This window comes from Streptomyces sp. RLA131 (assembly GCF_056270125.1).
Window position 1 is genome coordinate 7,546,748 of the sequence record NZ_JBWDOQ010000002.1, and the last position, 26,645, is coordinate 7,573,392.

Genomic DNA, 26,645 nt, shown 5'->3' on the forward strand with positions numbered 1-26,645 from the left:
CCCATGGCCTTCCAGCCGATCACCCATCTGCGCCATGTCGACATGGCGGTGCCCGACTTCGAGAAGCAGCGCGCCTTCTACGGCACCACCTGGGGCCTGACCGAGGTCGCCGGCGACACCGGTATCGCCTTCTTCGCCGCGGAGGGCAGCCCCGAGCAGTACGTCGTCCGTATCCGCGAGGACCAGCAGAAGCGTTTCGACCTGGTCGCCTTCGGCGCCGCGAGCGCGGCCGACGTGGACGAGCTGGCCACCCGGCTCACCGCCGCCCCCGACGTCCGGGTGATTTCGGAGCCGGGCACCCTCGACACCCCCGGCGGCGGCTACGGCTTCCGCTTCTTCGACTGCGACGGCCGGGTGGTGGAGGTGTCCAGCGATGTCGCGACCCGCACCCACCGCAGGATCGAGGAGCGCGAGGCGATCCCGGTGCGGCTGTCGCACTGCGTGGTCAACTCCCGCGCCCCCGAGGCGCTGCGGGCCTTCTACGAGAAGCACCTCGGCTTCCGGCTCTCCGACACCCTGTACAGCGACCGCATGGGCGAGCTGATGTACTTCATGCGCTGCAGCCCGCTGCACCACAGCTTCGCCATCGCCCGCGGTCCCCATGTCTCCCTGCACCACGCCTCGTTCGAGATGCGCGGCGTCGAGGAGTACATGCGCGGCACCGGCCGGGCACTGCGCGCCGGCACCCGGCTCACCTGGGGTCCGGGCCGGCACACCGCGGGCGACAACACCTTCTCGTACTTCCACGACCCGCACGGCAACACGGTGGAGTACACCACCGAGCTGGCGGTCCTGGACGAGGACACCTGGCACCCCGGCATGCACGACGTGGACGACCAGCTCACCCAGGACCAGTGGGGCACCGCCGACCCGATGAGCGAGATCATCGCCAAGGAGCAGTTCAACGACCCGGACGTGCTCTTCAGCGCGCCGCCGGTCTGAGCGGGGGCCGGTCCATGACCTTCATCCCACGCCGGGTCGTCACCGGCCACGACGAGGCGGGCGTCTCCGTCTTCCTGTCCGACGCCGCGCCCCCGGTGGTGCGTACCGCGCCGGACGGAGCGCTCTTCTACGAGATGTGGTCCACCGGGGCCATGCCGGCGCCGGTCGCCGCCGACGAGCCCGACCCGACGCGGATCTCGCTGACCGTCCCGCCGGAGCCGAACGGCACCAAGATCCGGGTCAACGAGTTCCCGCCGGGCGTGGTCTCGCCCATGCACCGCACGCAGTCGGTGGACTACGGCATCGTCCTGGAGGGCGAGGTCGTGCTCGTTCTGGACGACTCCGAGACCGTGCTGCGCGCCGGTGACGTGGTCGTCCAGCGCGGTACCGACCACCGCTGGGAGAACCGTTCCGGCGCGACGGCCCGCATGGTGTTCGTCCTCGTCGACGGCGAGTTCACCCCGTCCCTGGTCGAGACGCTCGGCAAGGACGTGCTCGGCGGCCTGCTGCACGACCCCATGCACCCCTGAACCTCCCCCCGTCAGATCTCCCCGGAACCCTCACCCCTTTTCAACGGAAGGCATCCGCCGTGAGCAGGACTCTGAAGAACGCCGTCCCCAAGGAGCAGGTCGCAGCCGACCTCAGCGCGGTCCGGGAGACCGTGACCGGCGTCATCGCCGACATCCGCGAGCGCGGCGACGCGGCGGTCCGTGAGTACTCCGAGCGCTTCGACCGGTGGTCGCCGGAGTCCTTCCGGCTCTCCACCGAGCAGATCGAGAAGATCATCAGTGAGGTGCCGCAGCAGGTCATCGACGACATCCGCACCGTCCAGGACAACGTCCGGACCTTCGCGGAGCACCAGCTCGCCTCCATGGGGGAGTTCGAGATCGAGACCCTGCCCGGGGTCAGGCTCGGCCAGAAGCACGTTCCCGTCCAGGCCGTCGGCGCCTACGTCCCCGGCGGGCGCTACCCGCTCACCGCCTCCGCGCACATGACCATCGTCACCGCCAAGACCGCCGGCGTGCCCCGGGTGGTGGCCTGCACCCCGCCGATCCGCGGCGAGGTCCCGGCCGCCACGGTCGCCGCCGCGCACCTCGCGGGCGCCGACGAGATATGGCTGCTCGGCGGAGTGCAGGCGGTCGCCGCCATGGCCGTGGGCACCGACACCATGCACCCGGTGAACCTGATCGCCGGCCCCGGCAACGCCTATGTGGCCGAGGCCAAGCGCCAGTTGTTCGGCCAGATCGGCATCGACCTGTTCGCCGGTCCGACCGAGATCCTGGTGCTGGCCGACGACGACGCGGACCCGTACACCTGCGCCGTCGACCTGCTCAGCCAGGCCGAGCACGGCCCCGACTCCCCGGCGGTCCTGATCACCACCTCCGAGACGGTCGCCCGCCGGACCATCGAGCACGTCGAGGCGATCCTGCCCGGCCTGCGCACCAACGACTTCGCCGGACCCGCGTGGCGCGACCACGGCCAGGTCATCGTCGTCGACTCGCTGGACGAGATGTACGAGCTGGCCGACGAGTTCGCCTCCGAGCACGTCCAGGTGCTCACCGCCGAGCCCCGGCTGGCGCTGGAGCGGATGACCCAGTACGGCGCGCTCTTCCTGGGCGAGGGCACCTGTGTGTCGTACGGCGACAAGGTCATCGGCACCAACCACGTACTGCCCACCCGTGGTGCCGCCCGCTACACCGGCGGCCTGTGGGTCGGCAAGTACCTCAAGACGGTGACGTACCAGGAGGTCACGAACCCCGCTTCCAGCGCCGAGCTCGGCCGGCTGTGCGGACGCGCGGCCCGGGTGGAGCTCTTCGAGGGCCACGCCCGCTCCGGTGACCTGCGGGCCGCCAAGTTCGGCGGCGACGCGCTCACCTGGGCGACGGACGGCTCCGGTTACCAGGGGACCGGCGCGTGAGCCCCCTCCACCCGGTGCGGGGCCGCACCGCGCTGGTCACCGGCGGGGGCGGCCCGCTGGGCCGGGCCTTCTCGGTGGCCCTGGCCGAGGCGGGTGCCCGGGTGATCCTGGTCGGCCGTGACGCCGACGCCCTGGCGTCCGGCGCGGCGGCGGTCGAGAAGGCCGGCGGCGCGGCCAGGGTCGCCCGCTGCGACGTCTCCGACCCGGCGTCGGTCGCCGAGCTGGCCGCCGAACTCGCCGACGAGGACGTCTCGGTGCTGGTCAACAACGCCGGTGTGGCCGGTCCCGTCAAGCCGCTCACCGACATCGAGCCGGGGGAGTGGGACGAGGTCTTCGCCGCGAACGTCCGCGGTGTCTACCTGGTCTGCCGGGCCTTCCTGCCCGCCATGACCGCCGCCGGGCGGGGCGACATCGTCAACGTCGCCTCCGTCAGCGGCAAGCGGCCGCTGCTCAACCGCACGCCGTACACCGCGTCGAAGATGGCGCTGATCGGCCTCACCCGGACCCTGGCCGGTGAGGTCGGACCGCTCGGCGTCAGCGTCAACACCCTGTCACCGGGGCCGGTGCGCGGGCCGCGCATGGACCGCAACTTCCGGCTCGAAGCCGAACTGACCGGTTCGACGCCGCAGGAGGCCGAACGCGCCTTCGCCTCGCGCTCGGCCCTGGGACGGCTGGTCGAGGAGCCCGAGGTGGCGCGGGCGCTGCTGGCCATGCTGGCCATGCCGGGGCTGTGCGGCGCCGACATCGACCTGTCGGCCGGAATGATCGCACCCGCCTGAAAGACGTGCCCTCGACCCGGCCCTCATCCCGGCGGCCGCCGCTCCAGCACCCCGCACAGCAGGTGCAGCGCCTCCACGACCCGGGCGCGGTCCGGGCCGAGCCCGTCCAGCAGTTCGGCCTCCAGGGCGAGCTGCCGCGGGAACATCGCGTCGACCGCCTCGGCTCCCGCCCCGGTGATCGTCACGATGGCCGCGCGCCGGTCCGCCGGGTTCGGCTGCCGCTCGATGAGGCCCCGCTTCTCCATCCTGGCGAGCGTCTTGCTGACCCCGGCGCGCGAGTACCGCATCCGTTCGGCGAGCCGCCGGGCGATCAGCGGCTCGTCCGCGTGCCGGAGCAGGACCAGTACGTCCAGCTCCGACGAGGTGACCGGAGCCGCCTCGTACAGCGGCTCCAGCGCGGCCGCGTAGAGCGCCTGGATCCGTTTGACCGGCGCGATGACATCCATCGGCGAGGTGTCCAGGCCGGGGCGGGCGGCGTTCCACTGCCCGCGCGGGGCGTCGTTGTCGTTCCAGGACGGGATGCGGCTCATGACTCCGACTTCATGACGGGATTTTGTTAACCGGTAGACCGTTAGTTACTCTTTTTCCCATGGTAGCCCCTCAGACCACCCCCTCTGGCTCCGCCACGACGGCGGCCACCACCCCGGCCGCACCGCCCCGCCGGACCGGCGCGCTCATCGCCGTCCTCGGGGCGCTCACGGCGGTCGCGCCACTGGCCACCGACATGTACGTACCCGGATTCCCGCAGATGGGCAGCTCGCTGAACGCGGGGGACTCCGCCGTGCAGCTGTCCATGACCGCCTTCCTGGCCGGGATGGTGCTCGGCCAGATCGTCATCGGCCCGCTCAGCGACGGCCTGGGCCGGCGCCGCCTGCTGCTGTCCGGCACCTCGGCGTTCGCCGTGCTGACCCTGCTGTGCGCCGTCGCGCCCAGCATCCAGGTGCTCGTCGCGGCACGCTTCCTCGAAGGCGCCGCGGGCGCGGCGGGCATGGTGCTGGCCCGCGCGGTCATCACCGACTGGTTCCACGGCGCGGACATACCCCGGTACTTCTCGCTGCTCTCCCTCGTCCTGGGGGTGGCGCCGGTGGCGGCGCCCGTCATCGGCGGCGCCATCCTGTCCGTCTCCACCTGGCGGGCCGTCTTCCTCGTCCTCGCGGCCGTCGGCGCCCTGCTGGTCCTCGCCGTCCTGGCCGAGGTCCCCGAGTCGCTGCCGCCGGACCGGCGGCACACCGGCGGACTCGGCAGCACCTTCCGGGTCATGGGCGGCCTGCTCGGCCGCCGTCCGTTCCTCGGCTACGTGCTGACCCTGGCCTTCGGCTCCGGCGCGCTCTTCGCCTACATCGCGGGCTCCAGTTTCGTCTTCGAGAACGTCTACGGGGTCTCCGCGACCCGGTACAGCCTGGTCTTCGCCGTCAACGCCATCGGCATGCTGCTCGCCGGCGCGGCCTTCGGCGTACTGGCCCGCCGGGTGCGGATGAACACCCTGCTGACCGCCGGTGTGGCGATCGCGGTGGCCGGTGTCATCGCCCAGGTGGTGCTGATCGCCACGGTCGGCGCCGGGCTCACCGGCACCTGGATCTGCCTGTTCGTCACCCTGGCGGGCATCGGCATGATCTTCCCGGCCGCCATGAGCCTGGGCCAGACCCTGGGCCGCGAGGCACCCGGCGCGGCGTCGGCGGTGATGGGCGGCACGCAGTTCCTGCTCGGCGCGCTCGCCTCGCCGCTGGTGGGCCTGTTCGGCACCGGCAGCGCGACACCGATGGCCGTCGTCATGGTCGGCGCGCTGGTCTGCGCCGCACTGTCACTGACGCTGCTCGCCCCGCCCTGGCGGGGGTACGGCGAGTTCCGCGGGCGCGCGCCCTCTGTTGCGGGCGCGTGAACTCCCCGCGCCGGACGCCCCGGAGGGGAATAGCCGTCCGGGCCGCCGCCGCTGACCGCAGCGAGTCCCGCCCGACGCGAAGCCATCAGGAGCTGTCCGTATGACCCGTACCGCCGTCACCTCCATCCCCGTGCACCCGCTGCTCGCCGAGCGCTGGAGCCCGCGCTCCTTCGACCCCGCGCACGAGGTGACCGACGAGCAGCTCGCCGCGCTCCTCGAAGCCGCCCGCTGGGCGGCGTCGGCGAACAACATCCAGCCCTGGCGCTTCATCGTCGGGCGGCGCGGCGACGAGACGTACAAGGCGGTGTACGACGCGCTGATCGGCTTCAACCAGGCCTGGGCCGGCAATGCCTCGCTGCTCGTCGCCGCCGTCGCCGCCGAGCGGCTGGAGGACGGCTCGCCGCACAAGTCGGCCGCGTACGACACCGGCCAGGCCGTCGCCCAGCTCACCGTCCAGGCGCACGCCGAGGGCCTGCACGCCCACCAGATGGGCGGCTTCGTGCCGGAGCGGCTCAGCGACTCCTTCGGCATCCCCGACGGTTACCGGCCGCTCGCGGTCGTCGCCGTCGGCGCGCTGGCCCCGGCCGAGCAGCTCTCCGACGCCACGCTGCGCGCCCGCGAGACCGGGATCCGTGCCCGCCGGCCGCTCGGTGAGACCTTCTTCGCCGGAGCGTGGGAGACCCCCGTCGAGCTGGGCTGACAGCCGCCTTCGCCCCGGGCGGGACTTCGACGACAGTCCTCAGCCCGGGGCGGGCCGGCCGTAGCGTCCGGCCAGCTGCATATCGGCCTCGATGCGGGCGGCGGTCTCCCGCAGCGGCGGCAGCAGGTCCCGGCGGGCGTCCTCGGGGGTGCCGCGGCCGGCGTGCAGGGAGATGTTCACGGCCGCCACCACCCGGCCCGAGCGGTCGTGCACCGGGACGGCGACCGACCGCAGGCCCTCCTCCAGCTCCTCGTCCACCAGGACGTGGCCCTCCTCGGCGGCGCGGTCCAGGATCGCCGCGAGCTGACGCGGCGAGGTGACGGTCTGCCGGGTGAGCGGCCTCAGCTCGGTACGGGCCAGCCGCGCGGCCCGCTCGCCGGGGGGCAGTCCGGCCAGCAGGACGCGGCCCATCGCGGTGGCGTACGCGGGGAAGCGGGTCCCGACGGTGATGTTGACGCTCATGATGCGCACCGTGGGGACGCGGGCGACGTACTGGATGTCGTCCCCCGCGAGCACGGCCATCGAGGCGGAGTCGTGCACCCGCCCGACCAGCCCGACCAGATGCGGCTCGGCGATCTGCGGCACCGTGAGGGTGGACAGGGGGGCGAAGCCCAGCTCCAGCACGCGCGGGGTGGGCCGGAAGAGCCGGCCGTCGGGGTCCGTCCGCTCCACGTAACGCAGATGCTCCAGGGTGATCAGGGAGCGCCTGGCGGTCGCCCGGGCCAGGCCGGTGGCCTCGGCCACGGCGGTGAGCGGCAGCTCGCCCGCGCCGTGGTCGAAGGCGGTGAGCACGGTCAGCCCGCGGGCCAGGGACTCCACGAACTCCGGGCCCAGCTCCTGCTTGGAGGCCCGGGTCCAGCCGGCGGGCGCCGGTCCGGTGGCCGAGCGGGTGGCCGGGGGAGTGCTGGGCGGAGTGGCCGAGGCAGTGCCCGGGGCGTCCTCGGCGCCTCGCAGGGCGGCCTCCATGGCGCCGACCGTCTCCCGCAGCCGGGGGAGCACCGCCTCGCGCAGCGACCCGGCGCTGTGCCGGCTGGTGTGGCTGACCACGCTCACCGCGCACACCGGGTGCCCCCGGCCGTCACGTACCGGCATCGCGACCGCGACCAGACCGGGCTCGATCAGCTGGTCGTCCGGCGACCAGCCGGCCTCGCGCGCCTCGGCGGTACGCCGCTCGAAGGTGCCGGCCGCGTCGGCGTGCCCCTGCGGAACCTGCGGCCCCTGCGGCACCGCGGGGAAGCCGGCGTCCCGGGGATCGGCCTCGCGTCGCAGCCGCCACCGCCGCCAGTCCGCCTCGCCCCACCCGGTGGCGAACAGCGCGCCCGGCGCGCCGCGTTCGGCGGGCAGCAGGTCGCCGATCCGGAAGGTCAGCGACATCGCGCGGCGCCGGGTCGCCTGGTGCACGAAGCGCACCCCGTCCCGGTCGGGGACGGCGATGGACACCGACTCGTCGAGCCCGTCGGCCAGTGAGTCGGCGAGCGGCCCGAGCAGATCGGGCAGCCGGGAGGCCGACAAGTAGGCGTTGCCCAGCTCCATCAGCCGGGGGGTGAGCACCGCGTCCCGGCCCTCGACCCGCAGGTATCCGGTCCTGGCCAGGGTGCTGACCACCCGGTCGACGGTGGAGCGGGCCAGGCCGGTGGCCCGTACGAGATCGCCCACCGGGCGCCGTCCGTCGGCGGCGGCGAGCTCGCGCAGCACCGCAAGGCCACGGATCAGCGGACCCACGGCCTCCTGCGGCGGCGCCGTGGCGGTGCCGGCGGCGGTCGTGGCAGCGGGGTCGGGGGGCCGGGTCATGGGGGCTCCACAAGAAAGGCGCTTGACGGGGGTCCCCCCGGACGGAGTCTGGGGGAGAAACCGTACCGCCTCGAAACGTTGACAGGGCGGACGGCCAAGGATCACACTCAGGCACAAGCAATTATGAACTAAAGTTCACCAGGCGAACAAGAGGATTGGCGGGCGAATGGACAAGGTGGTCGCCACAGCCGCCGAGGCCGTGGCAGACGTCCCTGACGGAGCGTCGTTCGCGGTAGGCGGCTTCGGACTCAGCGGCGTTCCCAACACGCTGATCCAGGCGCTGTACGACAAGGGCGTCAGCGGCCTGCGCGTCGTCTCCAACAACTGCGGCGCCCTGGAGTCCGGCCTCGCCGTCCTGCTCGCCGCCGGCCGCATCGACCGGGTCACCGGCAGCTACATCGGCGGCAACAAGGAGTTCGCCCGCCAGTACCTCGGCGGTGAGCTCGAACTCGAACTCATCCCGCAGGGCACCCTCGCCGAGCGGCTGCGGGCCGGCGGGTGCGGCATCCCCGCCTTCTTCACCCCCGCCGGCGTCGGCACCCAGGTCGCCGACGGCGGCCTGCCCTGGCGCTACGACGGCAGCGGCGGTGTGGCCGTGGCCTCCCCGCCCAAGGAGGTCCGCGAGTTCGACGGCACCGAGTACGTCCTCGAACGCGGCATCACCACCGACTTCGCCCTCGTCCGGGCCGCCCGGGGCGACCGCCACGGCAACCTGGTCTTCAACAAGTCCTCGCGCAACTTCAACCCGCTCGCCGCCATGGCCGGCCGGATCGCGATCGCCGAGGTCGAGGAGCTGGTCGAGCCGGGCGGGATCGAGCCGGACCAGGTCCATCTGCCGGGCATCTTCGTCCAGCGCGTGGTGGCACTCACCCCCGAGCAGGCCGCCGACAAGAAGATCGAGAACGTCACCGTCACGGCGCGGCGGACCAAGGAGGTGCGGGTCTGATGGCCTGGACGCGAGACGAGATGGCCGCCCGCGCGGCCCGGGAGCTGTCCGACGGCGAGTACGTCAACCTCGGCATCGGACTGCCCACCCTGATCCCCAACCACCTCCCCGAGGGCGTCGAGGTCATCCTCGAATCGGAGAACGGCATCCTGGGCACCGGCCCGTTCCCGTACGAGGACCAGGTCGACCCCGACCTGATCAACGCCGGCAAGGAGACCGTCACGGTCCTGTCCGGCGCCTCCTTCTTCGACTCGGCGCTGTCCTTCGGGATGATCCGCGGCGGCCACATCGACACCGCCGTCCTCGGCGCCATGCAGGTCTCCGCGCGCGGCGACCTCGCCAACTGGGCGATCCCGGGGAAAATGGTCACCGGTATCGGCGGCGCCATGGATCTGGTGCACGGAGCCCGCCGCGTCATCGTCACGATGACCCACACCGCAAAGGACGGCAGCCCCAAGATCCTGGAGGAGTGCGAGCTGCCGCTCACCGGACGCGCCTGCGTCAACCGGATCATCACCGACCTCGGCGTCCTGGACGTCACCGAGGACGGCCTGCTCCTGGTCGAGACCGCGCCCGGCGTCACCGCCGAGGAGATCCAGGACCGGACCGCCGCCAAGGTCCGCCTTCCCGAAGGGAGCCTGCGATGAGCCAGAGCCAGAGCCAGAGCCAGAGCCAGAGCCAGAGCCGGAGCCGGAGCCAGAGCCGGCGGAGCGCGCACCGGGGCCGGCGTGACGTCTACATCGTGGACGCCGTCCGCACCCCGGTCGGCAAGTACGGCGGCGCCCTGTCCGGCATACGCCCCGACGACCTCGCCGCAGGCGTGCTGCGCACGCTGCTGGACCGCACCCCCGGCCTCGACCCGGCCCGCGTCGACGACGTCTTCTACGGCAACGCCAACGGCGCCGGCGAGGACAACCGCGACGTCGCCCGGATGGCCGTCCTGCTCGCCGGACTGCCCGTCTCCGTCCCCGGCACGACCGTCAACCGGCTCTGCGGCTCGGGCATGGAGGCGGTCATCCAGGCCGCCCGCGCGGTCGCCGCCGGTGACGCCTCCGTCGTCGTGGCGGGCGGCGTGGAGTCGATGAGCCGTGCCCCCTGGGTGCTGCAGAAGCCCGAGCGGGCCTTCCCGGCCGGACACCAGGAGCTGTACTCCACCACGCTGGGCTGGCGCATGGTCAACAAGCGCATGGAGCCGCAGTGGACGGTGCCCCTGGGTGAGGGCGCCGAGCTGATCGCCGACAAGCACGGCATCACCCGCGAGCAGCAGGACGCCTTCGCCGCCGCCAGCCACGAGAAGGCCGCCCGCGCCTGGAAGGACGGCCTCTACGACGGCGAGATCGCCCCCGTCGAGGGCGTCGGGCCGACCCGGGACGAGACCATCCGCGACACCACCTCGGTGGAGGCGCTGGCCAGGCTCAAGCCCGCCTTCCGCCCCCAGGGCGGCACCGTCACCGCCGGCAACGCCTCCCCGCTCAACGACGGCGCCGCCGCGCTGCTGATCGTCGACGAGGACGGGCTGAAGGCCACCGGCCGTGAACCGCTGGCCCGGATCAGTACCTCCGCCGTGGCCGGCATCGAACCGCAGTACTTCGGGCTCGGCCCGGTCCAGGCCGTGCGCAAGGCGCTCGCCAAGGCCGGCCGGGGCTTCGACGACCTCACCACCTTCGAGCTCAACGAGGCCTTCGCGGCCCAGGCACTGGGCTGCCTCGCCGAATGGCCCGAGCTCGACCCGGCCCTGGTCAACCCGCGCGGCGGGGCCATCGCCATCGGCCACCCGCTCGGCGCCTCCGGCGCCCGGATCACCGGAGCCGTCGCCCACCAGCTCGCCGCCGCGGGCAGCGGCACCGGCCTCGCCGCCCTGTGCATCGGTGTCGGGCAGGGCCTCGCCATCGTTCTGGAAAGGTAGGAAGGACCCGTATGACCACCCCCCTGACCCAGGGCGACATCGACGCCGAGATCGCCCAGGAGCGCGAGGCGTACGCCAAGCGCCTCGCCGACGGCGCGCCCGTGGAGCACCACCCCAGCCGCGGCTACGCCCCGTACCGCAGCAGCGTCCTGCGCCACCCCAAGCAGCCCCTGGTGGCCGCGGGCGGCGACCCCGAGGCCGTCGAACTGACCGGCCCCGCCTTCGGTGTCACCGACGTCACCGCCCTCGACCACGACCTCACCCGGCAGCACCGCGGCGAGCCGCTGGGCGAGCGCATCAGGGTCACCGGCCGCATCCTGGACCGCGACGGCCGCCCGGTGCGCGGCCAGCTCATCGAGATCTGGCAGGCCAACGCCTCCGGCCGGTACGCCCACCAGCGCGACGACCACCCCGCCCCGCTGGACCCCAACTTCACCGGCGTCGGCCGCACCCTCACCGGTGACGACGGCTCGTACGAGTTCGTCACCGTCAAGCCGGGTGCCTACCCGTGGCGCAACCACGTCAACGCCTGGCGCCCCGCCCACATCCACTTCTCGCTGTTCGGCACGGCGTTCACCCAGCGCCTGATCACGCAGATGTACTTCCCCGGCGACCCGCTCTTCGCCCACGACCCCATCCTGCAGTCCGTCACGGACGACGCAGCCCGGGACCGCCTCGTCGCCCGCTACGACCATGACCTGTCCACCCCCGAATGGTCGCTGGGCTTCCACTGGGACATCGTCCTGGACGGCCCCGCCGCCACCTGGATCGAGGAGGGCCGATGACGCTCGCCCCCACCCCGTCGCAGACCGTGGGCCCCTTCTACGGTTACGCCCTGCCCTTCGCCAAGGGCGGCGACATCGCCCCCGCCGGCCACCCCGACACCCTGACCGTGCACGGTCACGTCTACGACGGCGCCGGCGACCCCGTCCCCGACGCCGTCGTCGAGGTCTGGCAGCCCGCCCCCGACGGCTCCCGCACCGGCGCCCCCGGCTCACTGCGCCGCAACCCCGTCACCGGCGAGGTCATCGGCCGCGACGGCGTCGCCTTCACCGGCTTCGGCAGGATCGCCACCGACGCCGACGGCCACTACGTGATCCGCACCCTGCCGCCGGGCGGCGCCCCCTACCTGGCGGTCATCGTCTTCGCCCGCGGCCTCATGCACCACCTCAACACCCGGGTCTACCTCCCCGAACTCACCGACACCACGGCCGACCCGCTGCTCGCCTCGCTCACCCCCGAGCGCCGCGCCACACTGCTCGGCACCCCCGAGCCGTACCGGCGGCTCCGCTTCGACATCCGTCTGCAGGACGACGGAGTGCACGAGGAGACGGTCTTCCTTGCCTTCGACTGACCCCTCCGAGGACCTCGGCCTGCTCGCCCCCGGGTGGGCCGGATCCGACGTCGAAGCCGCCACGGGCGACGCCGCGTACGTACGCGGCATGCTCGACGCCGAGGCCGCGCTGACCCGCGCGCAGGCCGCGCTGGGCCTCGCCCCGGCCTCGGCGGCGGCCGCCGTCACCGCGGCCGCCGCCGACCCCGGCCGCTTCGCCGTACGCGACCTCGCGCTGCGCGCCCGCTCCGGCGGCAACCCGGTGATCCCCCTGGTCGCCGACCTCACCGCCGCCGTCACCGGGCGCGACGCGGCGGCCGGCCCGTACGTCCACCGCGGCGCGACCAGCCAGGACATCCTGGACACCGCCACCATGCTGGTCGCCTCCCGCGCCCTGCGGCCGCTCCTGGACGACCTCGCGCGCACCGCCGGCACGCTGGGCCGGCTCGCCGCCGAGCACCGCGACACGCCGATGCCCGGCCGCACCCTCACCCAGCACGCCGTCCCCACCACCTTCGGCCTCAAGGCGGCCGGCTGGCGCGCCCTGGTACTGGACGCCCACGACCGCCTCACCGCCGTACGTGCCGCGCTGCCCGCCCAACTCGGCGGCGCGGCGGGCACCCTGGCCGCCTTCACGGCCTTCGCCGAGGCCGACGGCAGCTCCGTGGAGAACGGCTGCGACATCGGAGTGGGCCTGCTCGCGGCCTACGCCGCCGAGACCGGCCTCGCCGAGCCCACGCTGCCCTGGCACACCCTCCGTACCCCCGTCGCCGACCTCGCCGGCGCGCTGGCCTTCACCGCGGGCGCCCTCGGCAAGCTCGCCGCCGACGTGCTGCTGCTGTCCCGCACCGAGACCGGCGAACTCGGCGAGGGCAGCGGCGGCGGCTCCTCCGCCATGCCGCACAAGGCCAACCCGGTCCGCTCCACCCTGATCGCCGCCGCGGCCCGCCAGGTGCCCGCCCTGGCCGGTGTGCTCTACGGCAGCCTCGCCGCCGAGGACGAACGCCCCGCCGGGGCCTGGCACGCCGAATGGCAGCCGCTGCGCGAGGCCCTCCGGCTCGTCGGCGGCGCCTCCCGCGACGCCGCCGAACTCACCGCCGGCCTGCTCGTCCACCCCCACCGCATGCGCGAAAACCTCGACGCCACCGACGGCCTGATCATCACCGAGCACCTCGCCGCGGCCTTCACCGCCCTGATCGGCCGCGGCGAGGCCAAACAGGCCCTCGCGCGGGCGGCCCGCCGCGCCGTCGAGGAAGGCCTCGAACTCGACGAGGCGCTCCTGGAGGAACCGGCCCTCGCCGGCGTCCTGCCCAAGGAACGCCTGCGCGAACTCACCGACCCGGTCAACTACCTGGGCTCCGCCGCCGCCCTGGTCGACCGCGCCCTGCGGCGCCCCGCGCCATGACCGCCGCCGGCGGGCCGGCGGCCGGGGCAGCCGCCCGAAGCAAGCGAAGCGCCCGCGAGGGCGGCGTGACGACAGGGAGCCCCGCATGACCACCCCCGCCGCCCACCGGCAGCTGCACCACCGCGTCGAGGGCGCCGACAGCGCCCCGCCGCTCGTCCTGGGTCCCTCCCTCGGCACCTCGCTCGCCGTCTGGGCCCCGCAGGTCGCCGCACTCGCCCGGACCCGTCGCGTCATCCGCTACGACCTGCCGGGCCACGGCGACTCGTCCGCCGAACTGCTGCCCGCCACCGGGGCGACCGTCGCCGACCTCGGCCGGCTGGTCCTGGCCCTCGCGGACAGCCTGGGCGTCGACCGCTTCGCGTACGCGGGCGTCTCCCTCGGCGGAGCCGTCGGCATCTGGCTCGCCGTCAACCACCCCGAGCGGATCGAGTCGCTCGCCCTGGTCTGCACCTCCGCCCGCTTCGGCGAACCCCGGGGCTGGCATGAGCGCGCCGCCCTGGTCCGGGCCAAGGGCACCGACCCGGTGGCGGACACCGCGGCCTCGCGCTGGTTCACCCCGGCGTTCACCGCCGAACCGGCCGCCCACGCACTGGTCGGGGACATGCGCTCCGCCGACGCCCAGGCGTACGCGGCCTGCTGCGACGCGATCGCCGGCTTCGACCTGCGCGCCGACCTGCCACGGATCACCGCCCCGACGATCGTGATCGCCGGCCGTGAGGACCCGGCCACCCCGCCCGCCCACGCGCGTGAGCTGGCCGACGGCATCCCCGGCGCGAGCCTCACCGAGGTCGCGCACGCCGCCCACCTCGCCGGTGTCGAGCGCCCGGCACCCGTACTGGCGGCCTTGCTCGGGCACCTCGCGCAGAGCGGGGACGCCGCACGGCCGGCCGACGACGGCGCCCGGCACCGCGCCGGGATGACGGTCCGCCGCGCGGTGCTGGGCGACACCCACGTCGACCGGGCCGTCTCCCGCACGACCCCTTTCACCTCGGTGTTCCAGGACTTCATCACCCGCTACGCCTGGGGTGAGATCTGGACCCGGCCGGGCCTGTCCCGCAAGACCCGCAGCTGCATCACCCTCACCGCGCTGGTCGCCCACGGCCACCACGAGGAACTCGCCATGCATGTCCGGGCCGCGCTGCGCAACGGCCTGACCCCCGACGAGATCCAGGAAGTCCTGCTCCAGTCGGCCGTCTACTGCGGAGTGCCCGCGGCCAACGCCGCGTTCGCCATCGCCAACCGCGTCCTGGAAGAGAACCCCGCAGAACACCTCGAAGAAGAGGGGCACTGATCCTCATGCACACCACCGTCGGCATCATCGGCGGCGGCCCGGCGGGCCTGCTGCTCGCCCGCCTGCTGCACAACTCCGGCATCGACTGCGTCGTCCTGGAGAGCCGCGACCGCGCGTACGTCGAGCAGCGCCAGCGCGCCGGCATCCTCGAACAGAGCACCGTGGACGTGCTGCGCGGCTGCGGGGCGGGGGAGCGCCTGGACCGCGAGGGCCTGGTCCACGACGGCATCGAGCTGCGCTGGGACCGCAAGGCGCACCGTATCGACTTCCCGTCCCTGACCGGCGGCCGGCGCGTGTGGGTCTACGCCCAGACCGAGGTCTGCAAGGACCTGATCGCCCTCCAGCTCCAGGACGGCCCGCCGCTGCGCTTCGAGGCCCGGGTCAGGGCCGTCGAGGGCGCCGACACCGAACGCCCCGTGATCCACTACACCCACCAGGGCCAGGACCGGACCCTCAGCTGCGACTACGTGGTGGGCTGCGACGGCTTCCACGGCGTGGCCCGTACCGCGGTACCCGACAGCGTGCGCAGGACGTACGAACGCGTCTACCCCTACTCGTGGTTGGGCATCCTGGCCGACGTTCCGCCGTCCAGCGACGAGCTGGTCTACGCCCACTCCGAACGCGGCTTCGCCCTGCTGAGCATGCGCTCGCCGTCCGTCAGCCGGCTCTACCTCCAGGTCCCCAACGGCACCGACCCGGACAGCTGGAGCGACGAACGGATCTGGGACGAGCTGGACGCCCGCTTCGCCGTCGACGACGGTGGCGCCTGGAAGCTGGAGCGGGGCCCCATCACCTCCAAGGGCGTGCTGCCGATGCGCAGTTTCGTCTCCGAGCCGATGCGCTGGGGCCGGGTCCTGCTGGCCGGCGACGCCGCGCACATCGTGCCGCCCACCGGGGCCAAGGGCCTCAACCTCGCCGCCGCCGACGTCATCGTCCTCGCCAAGGCCTTCGAGCACCTGAGATCCACCGGCTCGGCCGCCGCGCTGGACGCCTACTCCGACACCTGCCTCAAGCGGGTCTGGCGGGCCGAGCACTTCTCGTACTTCATGACCACCACCCTGCACACCGACCCGGAACAGAGCGCCTTCGACACCCGGCTGCAGATCTCCCAGCTCGACCGGATCGCCTCCTCCCCGCATGCCGCCGCCGAACTCGCCGAGAACTACGCGGGCCTGCGCATCGGCTGACCCGCGCCGGCATCCGCCGCCCGCGCATGCCCGCGCATGCCCGCGCGCAGGTCCTTACCGTCCCATTACGGCCGGTGGCCGATCATGGGAGACCCAGACCCCTAGCAGTAACGTGGACGGTATGGAAGAACAGGGCGCGCCGGTCGGCCGGCGCGTGGTGCTGGGCATGATCGGGCTCGGGGCCGCCGGAGTGGCCTTCGGCGCCAAGCTCCAGGGCGGCCTGGACTCCGCGCTCTCCACCGTCAGCAGCAAGGACCCCACCGGGGTCACCGGCCTGCTGCCCGGCGGCGGTGGCTTCCGCTTCTACTCGGTCTCCTCCTCGGTCCCGCACCGCTCCGAACAGGACTACCGGCTGAAGATCAGCGGCCTGGTCGACACCCCCGCCACCTACCGGCTGGCCGACCTGCGCGCGATGCCGCAGACCCGGCTGGTGCGCGACGTGCAGTGCGTGACCGGCTGGCGGGTGGACGACACGCCCTTCGAGGGCGTGCGGCTCTCGCATCTGCTGGATCTCGCGGGCGTGCGGGACAGCGCGACCGCCGTGCGCTTCACCTGCTTCGACGGGGCGTACAGCGAGAGCCTGACGCTGAAGCAGGCCCGCCGCAAGGACGTCATCGTGGCGCTCAAGATGCAGGACAAGGCCGTCACCACGGCCCACGGCGGCCCGGTCCGCCTCTACGTCGCCCCCATGTACTTCTACAAGTCGGCCAAGTGGCTGTCCGGGATCGAGGTCACCCGCGAGGTCGAGCCCGGCTACTGGGAGCACTACGGCTACGACGTCGACGCCTGGGTCGGCCGCTCCAACGGGCGCAGCGATGACGCGACCTGACGCCCCCGGCGGCGGCCGCATCCGGCGGTTCACCCGGGCCGAGCACTGGGTGCACCGCAGCACGTCCGCCCTGATGCTGATCTGCCTGGCCACCGCCGCGATGCTCTACCTGCCCGCCCTCGCCGAGATCGTCGGCCGGCGCCGCCTGGTGGTGACCGTCCACGAGTGGGCCGGCATCATGCTGCCCGTCCCCGCCCTGGCCGGGCTGGCGTCCCGCGCGTTCCGCCGCGACCTGGGACTGCTCAACCGCTTCGCCTCGTACGACTGGACCTGGCTGCGTGACGCCCTGCGCAGGCGGCCCCAGGACCTGCGGACGGCGGGCAAGTTCAACGCAGGGCAGAAGATGTACGCGTCCTTCGCCGCCGGTGCCGCCCTGGTGATGATCGGCACCGGTCTGATGATGTGGTTCCCGGAGATCGCGGTGGTCACCCTGCGCACCGGGGCCACCTTCGTCCACGACTGGCTGGCGCTGGCCATCGGGATCGCCGTGATCGGCCATATCTGGATGGCCGCACAGGACCCCGAGGCCCGGCTGGGGATGCGTACCGGCTTTGTCACCCCGGAGTGGGTGCGCCGGCACCACCCCCGGTGGAAGCACGACGGGACGACCGGGTCGTCACAGGTCGAGGACCAGCCGCGCACCCCGGCAGCGTGACACGCAGATCATCATCGTCTCGCCCGCGGCCTGTTCCTCTCCGGTGAGCACCGAGTCGCGGTGGTCCGCCTCGCCCTCGACGATGTCGGTCTCGCAGGTGCCGCAGGTGCCCTCCTCGCAGGAGTACAGCACCTGGACGCCCGCGTCCCGGACGGTCTGCAGGATGCTGCGCTCCGGCCCGACGTCCAGGGTCAGCCCGGACCGCCGCAGCACCAGCTCGAACGCGTCCGAGGCGTCCGACGCGGCCCGCGGATCGGGCGCCTTCGCCCGGAACCGCTCGGTGTGGGCGGCGGCGCAGCGGGCCTCGACGGCGTCGAGCAGCGGCCCCGGGCCGCAGCAGTAGACCAGGGTCTCCGGGCTGTGGGAGCCCAGATGGGCGTCCAGGTCCAGCAGCCCGGTCTCGTCCTGCGGCGCGACCCGCACCTTGTCGCCGTAGGCGGCCAGCCGGTCCAGGAAGGCCATCGAGCCGCGGGTCCGGCCCCCGTACAGCAGCGTCCACCGCGCCCCCGCCGCCTCCGCCGCGGCGACCATGGGCAGGATCGGGGTGATGCCGATGCCGCCGGCGACGAAGAGGTAGCCGGCGGCCGGCCGCAGCGCGAAGTGGTTGCGCGGCCCCCGGACCCGGACCCGGGAGCCCCGCTCCAGCTTGTCGTGGACGTACGCCGAGCCGCCCCGGCCGTCCGGCTCGCGCAGCACCGCGACCGTCCAGGCGGTGGCGTCGGCCGGGTCGCCGCACAGCGAGTACTGCCGGACCGGTCCGTCCGCCAGGAGCAGGTCGACATGGGCGCCCGGCTCCCAGGCGGGCAGCGGCTCACCGGCCGGGTGCCGCAGGGTCAGCGAGACGACGCCGTCCGCCTCGTCGGCGCGGGCGGCGACGAGGAGTTCGGCCTCGTACTCCTCGTGCTGCGGAGCCGTGGTCACCGTTCCTCCTTGCTGTCAGGGATGTCCGTACTGCTGTCGGTACTGCCGTGGCCGGCCGGGTGGGCCAGCATCCACTGCCACATCTCCACCGGGTCCTGCCCGTCCCGCTCGGCCCCGCAGTGGCAGAGGCCGTGCAGCCAGTCGGTGCCGGGCACCCAGTCGATGCGGTAGACCTCGGCGGTGTGCGGGCGGCTCATCGCGTGGCTGCCGGAACGGACGCGTCGGCAGAGGCCCGCGCCGCCCCCTCCGCGGCCAGCCGGGCCAGGATGCGGCGCGCGGCCAGGCCCCCGGTGTCGATGTTGATGCTCAGCTCCTGGTAGCCCGCCGGCTCGGTGTCCAGGGCCTTCTGCAGCAGGTTGAGCGCGTCGACGTCCTGGATGACGACCTCGCGGTTGAAGTCGTGCAGGAACGCCGACATCTCCTCGTCGCCGTGCCCGAAGTCGCGGGAGACCGACCAGAAGTCGTACACATGCCGGTCCGTCGACGGGGTGATCGCATAGGTGATCTCCACATGGAACGCGTCCGGGTCGGTGCCGTCGGCGTTCGGCAGCACACCCTGCGGGGCGATCCGGCTGTGCAGCAGATACAGACAGGGGGCGTGGTACTCGATGTCCTGCCAGCGGGTGATCCGGCCCTGGATCCCGGTCGAACGGGCATAGAACGGCGGGCACTCGGCGTCGTCCATGTGCCGGCTGACCCGTACGATCCCGGCGCCCTCGTCGACCTCGGTGGTCATCGGGGTCTCCGCGACCTCCGGGGTGCCGATGTAGCCGCCGTGCAGATACGTCTCGTGCGACAGGTCCATCAGGTTGTCCACGAGGAGGCCGTAGTCGGCGTCGATCGGCTCCATGCCGCCCACCGTCGTCCAGTTCGCGGAGTCGGCCAGATGCGGCGCCCGCGGGATGGCGGCGGCGTCGGCCGACGCCGGGTCGCCGATCCACACCCACACGAAGGAGTCCTGCTCCACCACCGGATAACTGCCCACCCGGGCGGTCCGCGGTATCCGCTTCTGGCCGGGGACATGGACACACGTACCGGTCGTGTCGTACGTGAACCCGTGGTAGCCGCACACCACCCTGTCGCCGTCCAGCCGGCTCGCCGACAACGGGAAGCGCCGGTGGACACAGCGGTCGGCGAGAGCGACCACCTCCCCGGTGTCCTCGGTCCGGTAGAACGCGATCGGCTCACCGAGGATCGTCCGCCCGAGCAGCTCGCGACCGACCTCACGGCCATAGGCCGCGACATACCACTGGTTCCTTGCGAAAGACGTCATTGTCCGGGCTCCCGTCACTGGTGGTGCCGACATCGTCCAGAAGGGCGTCGCAGCCCCGCAACGTCTCTTCCGCTGGACGGAAGCGCGTCCACAAACCGCCTGTTCAGAGCTGGTGGTGGTGCGTGAGACGAGTGATCTGGACGAAGGATCGGGGCTACCACTTCTGTGCGAGCGGGGACGAACGGGCCCCGTGGGGCGAAGTGCGGCAGGCATCGCGACAGTGCGTCGAGTGGCCTTGTAGCGACGGGTGGCACGCAGCGCATCTCGGTGTCGAATTCGTTCCGCGTCAGCGAAAAGCAGCCACGCCTGCGAAGAACAGACCCATCGCCGCAGCGCCGGCTCCGGCGCCCGTGCACAACGCGGTGGCTCCTGAGGCCCCCAACGCGTACACCACGTTGCCGGCGACAAACCCGGCGACGATCGAGCCCAGAAGCCCGATCGTCAAGAGCATGCATTTGGTGGCTGTCACCACTGACCTCCCATGACCGCGTTGTGGACGAGGCACCGAGCACCCGTCTCCTCAGCAGTCTTCCTGCGCCGAGACCCCCAACTTGCGGTGCCGACAACGTGCTTGCTTGTCCAGACATCGGCGCACGTCACCGGATTCCCTGGTTGCTGAAGCGCACTATGACGGACAATGACGGACAACGCCTGCCGACAGGACTACCGGGTTCCCTAGGTCCTGTCTGGAGTTCGGATCACGAGTGTGGTGCGATGCTGCGGAGCCAGAGCATCGCACCACACAGGTGCAGTCCGGCCTCGTAGCTCTCCGGGGTCTTGTCGTACCGGGTAGCGATACCGCGCCAGTTCCGCAGCCGGTTGATGCACCGTTCCACGGTGTTGCGCTCTTTGTAGAGTGTCGCGTCGTGTGAGACTGGCCGACCGCCAGCGCTGCCACGCTTCTTGCGGTTCGCGGCCTGGTCGACCTTCTCCGGGATCACGGCTCGGATCCCGCGTCGTCGCAGGTAGTGGCGGTTGCGTCGGGACGAGTACGCCTTGTCCGCGGCCACCGCATCCGGCCGGGTCCGCGGGCGCCCGATCGGGCCGCGCACCTTCACCCGTTCCAGGACCGGGGCGAACTGCGGACTGTCGCCGGCCTGCCCGGGCGTGAGGACGAACGCAAGCGGGCGACAGCGTCGGTCAGCCGCCACATGGATCTTGCTCGTCAGTCCGCCCCGGGAACGCCCCAGCTCGGCGGCTTTCAAGCGGGCTCGGTGTCGTCGGCGGACCCGTCGCCGCTCGACGCGCGCCTCATCCTCGGCCTGTCCGTCCTGCGTTCTTTGCGCCTTGCCATCGCCCCCTTTTCGGCCTCGACGGCCATTTCCAAGGCCGCCAACTGCTCGGGGTCCAGGGCCATCCCGGCGGCGTGATGGTGGGCCCGGGCGGTCGCAGAGTCCACGCTGACCAGGCCCAGGTCGGCCTGGCCGCGGGCGGCGGCCTCGGCGATCACTGTTTGCATCAGATCCTGGAAAACACCCCGCGTCGCCCAGATCCGGAAGCGGTCGTACGCGCTCGGCCAGGGCCCGAACTCGGTCGGCAGGTCACGCCAGGGGCTACCGGTCCGGAACCGCCACATCACCGCGTTGAAGTGTTTCCGCAGGTCAGGGATGGGCCCAACCGCGGCAATCGGGAGATGGGGCTCGATCAGGGCCCACTGCTCTTCGGTGAGATCGCCTCGCGCCATGACTGACGGCCTATCAAGACCGAGCCCTCGCGCGCAGGCGATCTACCGAACTCCTGATCCGAACTCCAGACAGGACCTAGGGAGAGAGATGCCGCGACGTCCTCCACAGCTCGATCCCGAACACAACCCGGTCCATCGGTTCGCCGCACAGCTGCGCGAGATCCACCGCGCCGCCGGCAAGCCCACCCGGGTCAGACTTGCCCGTCAGATGAGCTGCTCGGCCGCGACGGTCACACACATACTCAACGGTGACCGATTCCCCAACTGGGACCACGTAGTCAGCTTCGCGGCAGCCTGCGACGCGCCCGCGGAACCCCTGCGCACGGCATGGATCCAGATCGACGCCGAACGCGAGAACACCTACCAGCCGAGTCACTACCGCCCCCTCGAACTCCATAGTCCGATCCTGCCGATCTACCTCCTCTGCGACGTCTCCAGCTCTCTCGCCGCACAGGTGCCTGCGGTCAATGAGGCGTTACGAGAGTTCGCCTACACCCTCGGAAACAGCCCCCCTCTGGCCGAGATCGTGCGAGTGTGCGTGATCGGATTCGAGTCCACCGCTTATGTGGTGACGCCGTTGTCCGACTACGCCGATCTCTCCCGAATGCAACCGCTCGTCGCTGGTGGGGGGTGTGCCTACGGCCCCGCATTGAGCCTGCTCCGAGAGCAGATCGCCCGCGACGTAGCTGCGTTCAAGGCCGCCGGAACGCGCATGTGGCGGCCTGTCGTCTTCTTCATCACCGATGGGGAACCCACCGACCGCGGTTGGGAAGAGGCGCATGCTGCGCTCATCGACGCCACCTGGCGTCCCCACCCTCACATCCTGGCCTTCGGCCTCGGCTACGCCTCCGCACAGACAATCCGTCGGATTGCCACCCTCGGTGCCTACAGGGCCCATCACGCAGCCTCGGCTGTCGCTGCACTCCGAGAGTTCATCACGTCGATGCTGAGTTCCTTCGCAGCTGGCGTACCGGACGCACCAGCGGCGGCGGGACTGTCCACCACTGTTTTCGAGAGCAACGAGATCGATCTCATCTCGTAAGACGTCGTGAGGCCATCCGGGCATCTCAGCGCAACGGTCGGCGCGATTGCGGAGCGCCGACTTCTTCCCCCTGACACGGTCCACCAGGAGGCCGCGAAGGCCGACGCCGAGATGCCCGACGCCGAGATGCCCGACGCCGAGATGCCCGACGCCGAGATGCCCGACGCCGAGATGCCCGACGCCGGCGGAGCGGTGCTGGGCGGGGAAATACGAGTGCCAGGACCCCGGGATCCGCCGTTCTCAGACCCCGGGCGTGGTGCCGGATGGCGGCGGCGGGGGTGAGGTGAGGATGCGGTCGTGTTCGTGACCGGCCGCCTCGGACAGGGGGATCGCTCCGCAGGCGACGGCCAGGGTTCTGGCCTTGTCCAGTTGGGTGAGTCCCTCGGCCCGGTGGCCGGAGGCGGACAGTGCGATGCCGGCTGTCAGTCGGGCCATGGCCTCGTGGAGGGGAGTTCGGGCTGCACCGAATTCGGCGGCGGCCCGGCATGCGGTCGGGCCCGCTGACGTGTCCTGCCGGGTGAGTTGCACCTCGGCACGGGCCAGCAACGCGAAACCGCGTCGGCCGGGCGACCCGTCCGGGTCCGCCGCGCAGTCCGCGCGGTCGGCCCACAGTTCGGCAGCTCCGATGTCGCCGCGGGCCAGTTCCGCGACGGTCAGCACCCGGAACCACATGGGCCGCACCGGTGCTTCGATTCCCAGCAGTTCGGGGCCGCCTCCCGCTTCGAGTATCTTGCTCACGCAGCTGGCCGGATCGCCGTTGAGCAACAGCGTCTGGCCGTACATCGCGACCATCGCCGAGCGGCGCCCGCCCGGTGCAGGGCCGGACTGGGCGAGTGACTCCTCGCAGATCTTGAGTGCTCCGGCGAAGTCTCCCCGCCATAACGAGACCGCCGCGCTCACCACCTCGGCCAGTGAACGTGGTTCGTTGCTCCCGATGAGTGACGCCGCTTCCAGGGCATCGTCGGCGTACGTTGCTGCCTCGTCCAGCCGCCCGAGCCACATGAAGCTGTAGGCGGAGGCCGCGAACAGGTCGGCGAGCACGTTGCTGTGGCCCGTACGCCGGGATATCTCCAGGCCGCGGCCCAGATGGTGCAGGGCGGGGTCGTAGCGTTCGTGGAGCATTTCCGTCCAGCCGGCCATGACGAGCGTGTCCAGCTGGCCGGCAAGCTGCTCGTCATCGGCGTCGTCGAGCACATCCAGCACCGGGCCGAGGAAGTCCGCCGACCGGGCGGAGTCACCGGCGAAGGTATGCGCCAGAGCCAGCAGAGCGCGGACCGAGGTGATCTCCTGCGGGTCGCCGGTATGTTCCGCCGAGCGCAACGCCCGCCCGCCCCGGTCGATGGCCGTGCGGAAGTCGTTCGTACGAAGCGCCACGACCGCGGCCCCCAGCTCCAGGGCTGCGGTCTCAGGCTGCGGCCGGCCGTGGTGGTCGGCCAGTTCGTGGAGCAGAAGGGCCGTAGCTTCTTCGTACCGGCCGAGCATCCATTCCATTGTGGCCAGGGCGACCGTCACCCGGGCCCGCCTGCCCAGGGCTTGCCGGGGCAGGAGGGAGGCGGTGGTGCGCAGGACGTCGCGGCTTTCGTGCAGGCGCCCGGCCATGCCGAGCGCGTCGGCCCGCTGGAGCCACAGTTCGGGCCGCAGGGTGTTCCGCTCGCCGAGCAGCCGCAGGGCTTCCTGTGTCCAGAGGGCGGCGGTGGCCGGTGCGATCGTCATCACCTGGCGGGCGGCCCGAACCAGGATGTCGACGGCATGGTCATCTCCTGCCCGTGCCGACCGCTGGACGTGCGACGCCTGGGCGGTCAGCGGTGCGCCGCGCCGCGCGAGGTGGTCCGCGGCCCTGGCGTGGGCCGCGATCCGCCAGCCGGCGCCCGCGCCTTGGTACACCGCGGCGCGCACCAGGGGGTGGCGGAACCGGAACTGACGTGTGGAGCCGATCTGGCGTATCAGGTCCCGCTCCGCGATCTCGTCCAGGGCCGCAAGGGCCTGGGTCTCGTCGGTTCGGGCCACGACCGAGACCATCTCGGCTTCGAAGGAATCGCCGAGCACCGCCGCTGCCCGCGCACAGGATGTCGCGGCGGCAGACAGGCCTTCCAGCTCCTCCAGCAACGCGGCACGCACCGACGGCGGTAGGTCGTCGGCGGCGGCCACCGAGTCGGCGGGAACCGCCGGAGGGCGTTCGTGCCCGGCTCTGCGGGTCAGTGCCTCCAGGTAGAACGGGTTGCCACCGCTGGCCTCGTACAACTGCTGGAAGCGCCAGCGGTCCGTCCTGGCGCCGCACAGCTCCGCGCCCTCTGCCGGGGACAGCGGCCCCAGCTCGACCCTGGCCATCCTTCTTTCCGAGGCCGCCCGGGTCAGTGCCGCGGCCAGCCGCTGCGGGACCTGGCGCGGGCGGTAGGCCAGCGCTATCAGCAGCGGAGCTCTTGGCGGGTGCCGTACCAGATGGTTGATCAGTTCGGCCGTACCGTCATCCGCCCACTGCAGGTCGTCCAGGCCGAGCACCAGCCCGCCATCGGCACTCAGCGTCTCCAGCAGCGACCGCACCGCTCGGTGGAACCAGTACCGTTCAACCGCCACCGGCCCGGACCCGCCCGGAATCCGCTCGGCGAGCGCCGGGAAGACCGCACTCAGCAAGGGGAACAGTCCGGGCGATGCACCGTCCTGTCGGTGCCCGAGAATGCCGGCGTCCACCGTGCCGAGGTGGTCGTCCAGCGCGTCCACGAATACGCCGTACGGAGCCCGGTCGAACTCCACGCCATGCCCGGCCAGGGTTACGAAGCCGCGCTCTCGCGCGCGCCTGGCCAGTTCGCCGAGCAACCGGGTCTTCCCGATCCCGGGTTCTCCGACGATCTCGACCACCCCTGCCGCCCCGGCCAGGGCGTCGTCGATCGCACCGTCGAGGATCCCCAACTCCGCGGTTCGCCCGACCAGACGGTCTCCCGTCCGGGGACGCCGCTGCGTCGGCGTACGGGGGAGGTCACCGCCGTCCCGTGCGGTGGGCGCCGGTGGAGGTGCGGGTAACGGGTGCGGTACCGGGGCGGATGCCGGCTTGCCCCGGGCCGCGGGGGTGTTCAGCGCGGGGTCGGTGGTGAGGATCCGCTGGTGCAGTTGGCGAAGCGGGAGGCCGGGGTCGCAGCCGAGTTCTTCGGCCAGCCGCAGCCTGGTCTGCCGGTAGTGGTCGAGGGCATCGGCGGGGCGGCCGGACCGGTAGAGCGCGAGGATGAACTGGCCGGCCAGACGTTCGTCCAGCGGATGTGCTCCGGCCCGGGCGGACAGCCCGGCCAGTAGTTCCGTGTGGTGACCGAGGCGGAGCCGGACGTCGGTGTGGTCCAGTTCGGCAGCGGTCCGTTCCTCGTGCACGGTATCGCGGAGGGCGTTGATCCAGGGCGTGTCCAGACTGGCGAAGGCCTCGCCCCGCCAGAGGCCGAGTGCCCGCCCGAACAGGGCAGCGGCCTGCTCGTCCTGCTCACGCTGCCCGGCCGCCCGGGCCTGTGTCGCGAGGGCGTGGAAACGGTGCAGATCCACTGCCGCCGCCTCGACGTCGAGGACATAGCCGCCGGACCGCCGGACGATAGCTGCCCCCTCGACAGCGGCCAGCGCCTGCCGGAGACGGGAAAGGTAGCCGTAGAGGGTATTGCGAGCCCGCTGCGGAGGACGGTCGGCCCAGACGCGGTCGGCGAGCCGGCCGACCGGGACCACCTGGTTGGCCTCCACCAGCAGTACCGCCAGAACGCAACGCTGCCGGGCATGGCCCAAATCGACGATCCGGCCCTCGACACGCGCCTCGATACTGCCGAGCAGATCGAACTCGACCGTCACCGTACCCCCCCCGGGTATCAGATCCGCACTCCAGCACAGCGCTTCCGACCAGCCCATTCAACGTTCGTCCAAGGTTCGCCGACTGACGGCCGTGCATCGTGGCCATTCCGTCCCACATCGGACGGGTGGTCATGACCCTGACGTACGGCTGAGCTCAAGCACTGGTCCATCCGCCCCGGCGATGGCACCGAGGCCCGACACCGCTGACCTGATATTGACACGCGCATGTCGTAAATAGTTGAGGGAACGCGTATGGAGCACTCGTCCTGCCCCGATGGAACCTGGCAGGTGGCAACTGCCCGTCCCCATCCCCGGTTACGCCCGGGCGTGCTGGGCTACCGCGGCTTT

The 26,645-nt window shown here is 72.2% G+C and carries 24 protein-coding genes and 1 pseudogene; 17 read left to right on the forward strand and 8 right to left on the reverse strand.

What is annotated here, in order from left to right; genetic code table 11:
- Positions 1 to 3: 3 nt before the first annotated feature.
- From RWE79_RS35140 to RWE79_RS35155, 4 genes are read left to right on the forward strand one after another with little or no spacing between them, the layout of a single operon-like run.
- A complete protein-coding gene (locus RWE79_RS35140; RefSeq protein WP_475944154.1) occupies positions 4 to 942 on the forward strand; it encodes a VOC family protein in 939 nt (312 codons plus the stop codon).
- A 14-nt stretch (positions 943 to 956) separates the two neighbouring features.
- Positions 957 to 1,472, forward strand: a complete 516-nt coding sequence (locus RWE79_RS35145) for a cupin domain-containing protein (RefSeq protein WP_475944155.1) — start codon at positions 957 to 959, stop codon at positions 1,470 to 1,472.
- Between the two features lie 59 nt (positions 1,473 to 1,531).
- Positions 1,532 to 2,860, forward strand: a complete 1,329-nt coding sequence (gene hisD, locus RWE79_RS35150; protein WP_475944157.1) for a histidinol dehydrogenase — start codon at positions 1,532 to 1,534, stop codon at positions 2,858 to 2,860.
- Complete coding sequence (locus tag RWE79_RS35155; protein ID WP_475944159.1) at positions 2,857 to 3,639, forward strand: SDR family NAD(P)-dependent oxidoreductase; 783 nt, start codon at positions 2,857 to 2,859, stop codon at positions 3,637 to 3,639. Before hisD ends, RWE79_RS35155 begins: the two co-directional genes overlap by 4 nt.
- 23 nt (positions 3,640 to 3,662) lie before the next feature.
- Here RWE79_RS35155 and RWE79_RS35160 read toward each other — a convergent pair whose 3' ends face one another.
- The gene (locus tag RWE79_RS35160) at positions 3,663 to 4,169 is read right to left on the reverse strand and encodes a MarR family winged helix-turn-helix transcriptional regulator (protein WP_475944161.1); all 507 of its coding nucleotides are present in this window, start codon (positions 4,167 to 4,169) and stop codon (positions 3,663 to 3,665) included.
- A gap of 59 nt (positions 4,170 to 4,228) precedes the next feature.
- Here RWE79_RS35160 and RWE79_RS35165 point away from each other — a divergent pair, with 59 nt between their 5' ends.
- Positions 4,229 to 5,518 carry a multidrug effflux MFS transporter gene (locus tag RWE79_RS35165; RefSeq protein WP_475944163.1) on the forward strand — a complete coding sequence of 430 codons (1,290 nt, stop codon included), beginning with the start codon at positions 4,229 to 4,231 and terminating at the stop codon, positions 5,516 to 5,518.
- A 100-nt stretch (positions 5,519 to 5,618) separates the two neighbouring features.
- Entirely contained in the window at positions 5,619 to 6,218 is a 600-nt protein-coding gene (locus tag RWE79_RS35170; protein WP_475944165.1) for a nitroreductase family protein, read from the forward strand.
- A 39-nt stretch (positions 6,219 to 6,257) separates the two neighbouring features.
- Here the strand turns inward: RWE79_RS35170 and RWE79_RS35175 are convergent, their stop codons facing one another.
- Entirely contained in the window at positions 6,258 to 8,009 is a 1,752-nt protein-coding gene (locus RWE79_RS35175) for an IclR family transcriptional regulator domain-containing protein (RefSeq protein WP_475944167.1), read from the reverse strand.
- A 166-nt stretch (positions 8,010 to 8,175) separates the two neighbouring features.
- Between RWE79_RS35175 and RWE79_RS35180 the strand changes: the two genes are divergently transcribed.
- From RWE79_RS35180 to RWE79_RS35225, 10 genes are all read left to right on the forward strand, one after another.
- Positions 8,176 to 8,955 (forward strand): CoA transferase subunit A, encoded by a 780-nt coding sequence (locus RWE79_RS35180; RefSeq protein WP_475944169.1) that lies wholly within the window; start codon positions 8,176 to 8,178, stop codon positions 8,953 to 8,955.
- Positions 8,955 to 9,602 (forward strand): CoA transferase subunit B, encoded by a 648-nt coding sequence (locus RWE79_RS35185; protein WP_475944171.1) that lies wholly within the window; start codon positions 8,955 to 8,957, stop codon positions 9,600 to 9,602. Before RWE79_RS35180 ends, RWE79_RS35185 begins: the two co-directional genes overlap by 1 nt.
- Positions 9,599 to 10,861, forward strand: a complete 1,263-nt coding sequence (locus RWE79_RS35190) for a thiolase family protein (protein WP_475944173.1) — start codon at positions 9,599 to 9,601, stop codon at positions 10,859 to 10,861. Before RWE79_RS35185 ends, RWE79_RS35190 begins: the two co-directional genes overlap by 4 nt.
- A gap of 11 nt (positions 10,862 to 10,872) precedes the next feature.
- Entirely contained in the window at positions 10,873 to 11,646 is a 774-nt protein-coding gene (gene pcaH, locus RWE79_RS35195) for a protocatechuate 3,4-dioxygenase subunit beta (RefSeq protein WP_475944175.1), read from the forward strand.
- Positions 11,643 to 12,215: a protocatechuate 3,4-dioxygenase subunit alpha gene (gene pcaG, locus RWE79_RS35200; protein ID WP_475944176.1), complete on the forward strand. Its 573-nt coding sequence runs from the start codon at positions 11,643 to 11,645 to the stop codon at positions 12,213 to 12,215. Before pcaH ends, pcaG begins: the two co-directional genes overlap by 4 nt.
- Positions 12,202 to 13,599, forward strand: a complete 1,398-nt coding sequence (pcaB, locus tag RWE79_RS35205; protein WP_475944178.1) for a 3-carboxy-cis,cis-muconate cycloisomerase — start codon at positions 12,202 to 12,204, stop codon at positions 13,597 to 13,599. The genes pcaG and pcaB overlap by 14 nt, the downstream gene beginning before the upstream one ends.
- Positions 13,600 to 13,684: 85 nt before the next feature.
- Positions 13,685 to 14,890: a bifunctional 3-oxoadipate enol-lactonase/4-carboxymuconolactone decarboxylase PcaDC gene (pcaDC, locus tag RWE79_RS35210; protein ID WP_475944180.1), complete on the forward strand. Its 1,206-nt coding sequence runs from the start codon at positions 13,685 to 13,687 to the stop codon at positions 14,888 to 14,890.
- 5 nt (positions 14,891 to 14,895) lie between these two features.
- Positions 14,896 to 16,077: a 4-hydroxybenzoate 3-monooxygenase gene (locus RWE79_RS35215; protein WP_475944182.1), complete on the forward strand. Its 1,182-nt coding sequence runs from the start codon at positions 14,896 to 14,898 to the stop codon at positions 16,075 to 16,077.
- A 121-nt stretch (positions 16,078 to 16,198) separates the two neighbouring features.
- Positions 16,199 to 16,906 (forward strand): molybdopterin-dependent oxidoreductase, encoded by a 708-nt coding sequence (locus RWE79_RS35220; RefSeq protein ID WP_475944184.1) that lies wholly within the window; start codon positions 16,199 to 16,201, stop codon positions 16,904 to 16,906.
- Positions 16,893 to 17,561, forward strand: coding sequence for a cytochrome b/b6 domain-containing protein (locus RWE79_RS35225; protein WP_475944186.1), 669 nt, complete (start codon positions 16,893 to 16,895; stop codon positions 17,559 to 17,561). Before RWE79_RS35220 ends, RWE79_RS35225 begins: the two co-directional genes overlap by 14 nt.
- Here the strand turns inward: RWE79_RS35225 and RWE79_RS35230 are convergent.
- From RWE79_RS35230 to RWE79_RS35250, 5 genes and pseudogenes are all read right to left on the reverse strand, one after another.
- Complete coding sequence (locus RWE79_RS35230) at positions 17,523 to 18,482, reverse strand: PDR/VanB family oxidoreductase (RefSeq protein ID WP_475944188.1); 960 nt, start codon at positions 18,480 to 18,482, stop codon at positions 17,523 to 17,525. The genes RWE79_RS35225 and RWE79_RS35230 overlap by 39 nt on opposite strands.
- Positions 18,479 to 18,679, reverse strand: a complete 201-nt coding sequence (locus tag RWE79_RS35235) for a hypothetical protein (RefSeq protein ID WP_475944190.1) — start codon at positions 18,677 to 18,679, stop codon at positions 18,479 to 18,481. The genes RWE79_RS35230 and RWE79_RS35235 overlap by 4 nt, the downstream gene beginning before the upstream one ends.
- Positions 18,676 to 19,755 (reverse strand): Rieske 2Fe-2S domain-containing protein, encoded by a 1,080-nt coding sequence (locus RWE79_RS35240; protein WP_475944192.1) that lies wholly within the window; start codon positions 19,753 to 19,755, stop codon positions 18,676 to 18,678. Before RWE79_RS35240 ends, RWE79_RS35235 begins: the two co-directional genes overlap by 4 nt.
- A gap of 286 nt (positions 19,756 to 20,041) precedes the next feature.
- The gene (locus tag RWE79_RS35245) at positions 20,042 to 20,224 is read right to left on the reverse strand and encodes a hypothetical protein (RefSeq protein WP_475944194.1); all 183 of its coding nucleotides are present in this window, start codon (positions 20,222 to 20,224) and stop codon (positions 20,042 to 20,044) included.
- Positions 20,225 to 20,453: 229 nt separating this feature from the next.
- Positions 20,454 to 21,439, reverse strand: a pseudogene (locus RWE79_RS35250) (IS5 family transposase).
- An 88-nt stretch (positions 21,440 to 21,527) separates the two neighbouring features.
- Here RWE79_RS35250 and RWE79_RS35255 point away from each other — a divergent pair.
- Positions 21,528 to 22,481, forward strand: coding sequence for a helix-turn-helix domain-containing protein (locus RWE79_RS35255; protein ID WP_475944196.1), 954 nt, complete (start codon positions 21,528 to 21,530; stop codon positions 22,479 to 22,481).
- Between the two features lie 240 nt (positions 22,482 to 22,721).
- Here RWE79_RS35255 and RWE79_RS35260 read toward each other — a convergent pair whose 3' ends face one another.
- Positions 22,722 to 26,297 carry a BTAD domain-containing putative transcriptional regulator gene (locus RWE79_RS35260; protein WP_475944198.1) on the reverse strand — a complete coding sequence of 1,192 codons (3,576 nt, stop codon included), beginning with the start codon at positions 26,295 to 26,297 and terminating at the stop codon, positions 22,722 to 22,724.
- Positions 26,298 to 26,645: the final 348 nt, after the last annotated feature.

What these genes read in the sequence shown, in the direction of transcription:
- RWE79_RS35255 (WP_475944196.1), top strand. Translation starts at nt 21,528, where the DNA reads ATGCCGCGACGTCCTCCACAGCTCGATCCCGAACACAACCCGGTCCAT.
- RWE79_RS35160 (WP_475944161.1), bottom strand. Translation starts at nt 4,169, where the DNA reads ATGAGCCGCATCCCGTCCTGGAACGACAACGACGCCCCGCGCGGGCAG.
- RWE79_RS35145 (WP_475944155.1), top strand. Translation starts at nt 957, where the DNA reads ATGACCTTCATCCCACGCCGGGTCGTCACCGGCCACGACGAGGCGGGC.
- pcaH (WP_475944175.1), top strand. Translation starts at nt 10,873, where the DNA reads ATGACCACCCCCCTGACCCAGGGCGACATCGACGCCGAGATCGCCCAG.
- RWE79_RS35165 (WP_475944163.1), top strand. Translation starts at nt 4,229, where the DNA reads ATGGTAGCCCCTCAGACCACCCCCTCTGGCTCCGCCACGACGGCGGCC.
- RWE79_RS35180 (WP_475944169.1), top strand. Translation starts at nt 8,176, where the DNA reads ATGGACAAGGTGGTCGCCACAGCCGCCGAGGCCGTGGCAGACGTCCCT.
- RWE79_RS35240 (WP_475944192.1), bottom strand. Translation starts at nt 19,755, where the DNA reads ATGACGTCTTTCGCAAGGAACCAGTGGTATGTCGCGGCCTATGGCCGT.
- RWE79_RS35175 (WP_475944167.1), bottom strand. Translation starts at nt 8,009, where the DNA reads ATGACCCGGCCCCCCGACCCCGCTGCCACGACCGCCGCCGGCACCGCC.
- RWE79_RS35215 (WP_475944182.1), top strand. Translation starts at nt 14,896, where the DNA reads ATGCACACCACCGTCGGCATCATCGGCGGCGGCCCGGCGGGCCTGCTG.
- RWE79_RS35190 (WP_475944173.1), top strand. Translation starts at nt 9,599, where the DNA reads ATGAGCCAGAGCCAGAGCCAGAGCCAGAGCCAGAGCCAGAGCCGGAGC.
- pcaG (WP_475944176.1), top strand. Translation starts at nt 11,643, where the DNA reads ATGACGCTCGCCCCCACCCCGTCGCAGACCGTGGGCCCCTTCTACGGT.
- RWE79_RS35185 (WP_475944171.1), top strand. Translation starts at nt 8,955, where the DNA reads ATGGCCTGGACGCGAGACGAGATGGCCGCCCGCGCGGCCCGGGAGCTG.
- RWE79_RS35220 (WP_475944184.1), top strand. Translation starts at nt 16,199, where the DNA reads ATGGAAGAACAGGGCGCGCCGGTCGGCCGGCGCGTGGTGCTGGGCATG.
- RWE79_RS35140 (WP_475944154.1), top strand. Translation starts at nt 4, where the DNA reads ATGGCCTTCCAGCCGATCACCCATCTGCGCCATGTCGACATGGCGGTG.
- RWE79_RS35235 (WP_475944190.1), bottom strand. Translation starts at nt 18,679, where the DNA reads ATGAGCCGCCCGCACACCGCCGAGGTCTACCGCATCGACTGGGTGCCC.
- RWE79_RS35170 (WP_475944165.1), top strand. Translation starts at nt 5,619, where the DNA reads ATGACCCGTACCGCCGTCACCTCCATCCCCGTGCACCCGCTGCTCGCC.
- pcaDC (WP_475944180.1), top strand. Translation starts at nt 13,685, where the DNA reads ATGACCACCCCCGCCGCCCACCGGCAGCTGCACCACCGCGTCGAGGGC.
- RWE79_RS35225 (WP_475944186.1), top strand. Translation starts at nt 16,893, where the DNA reads ATGACGCGACCTGACGCCCCCGGCGGCGGCCGCATCCGGCGGTTCACC.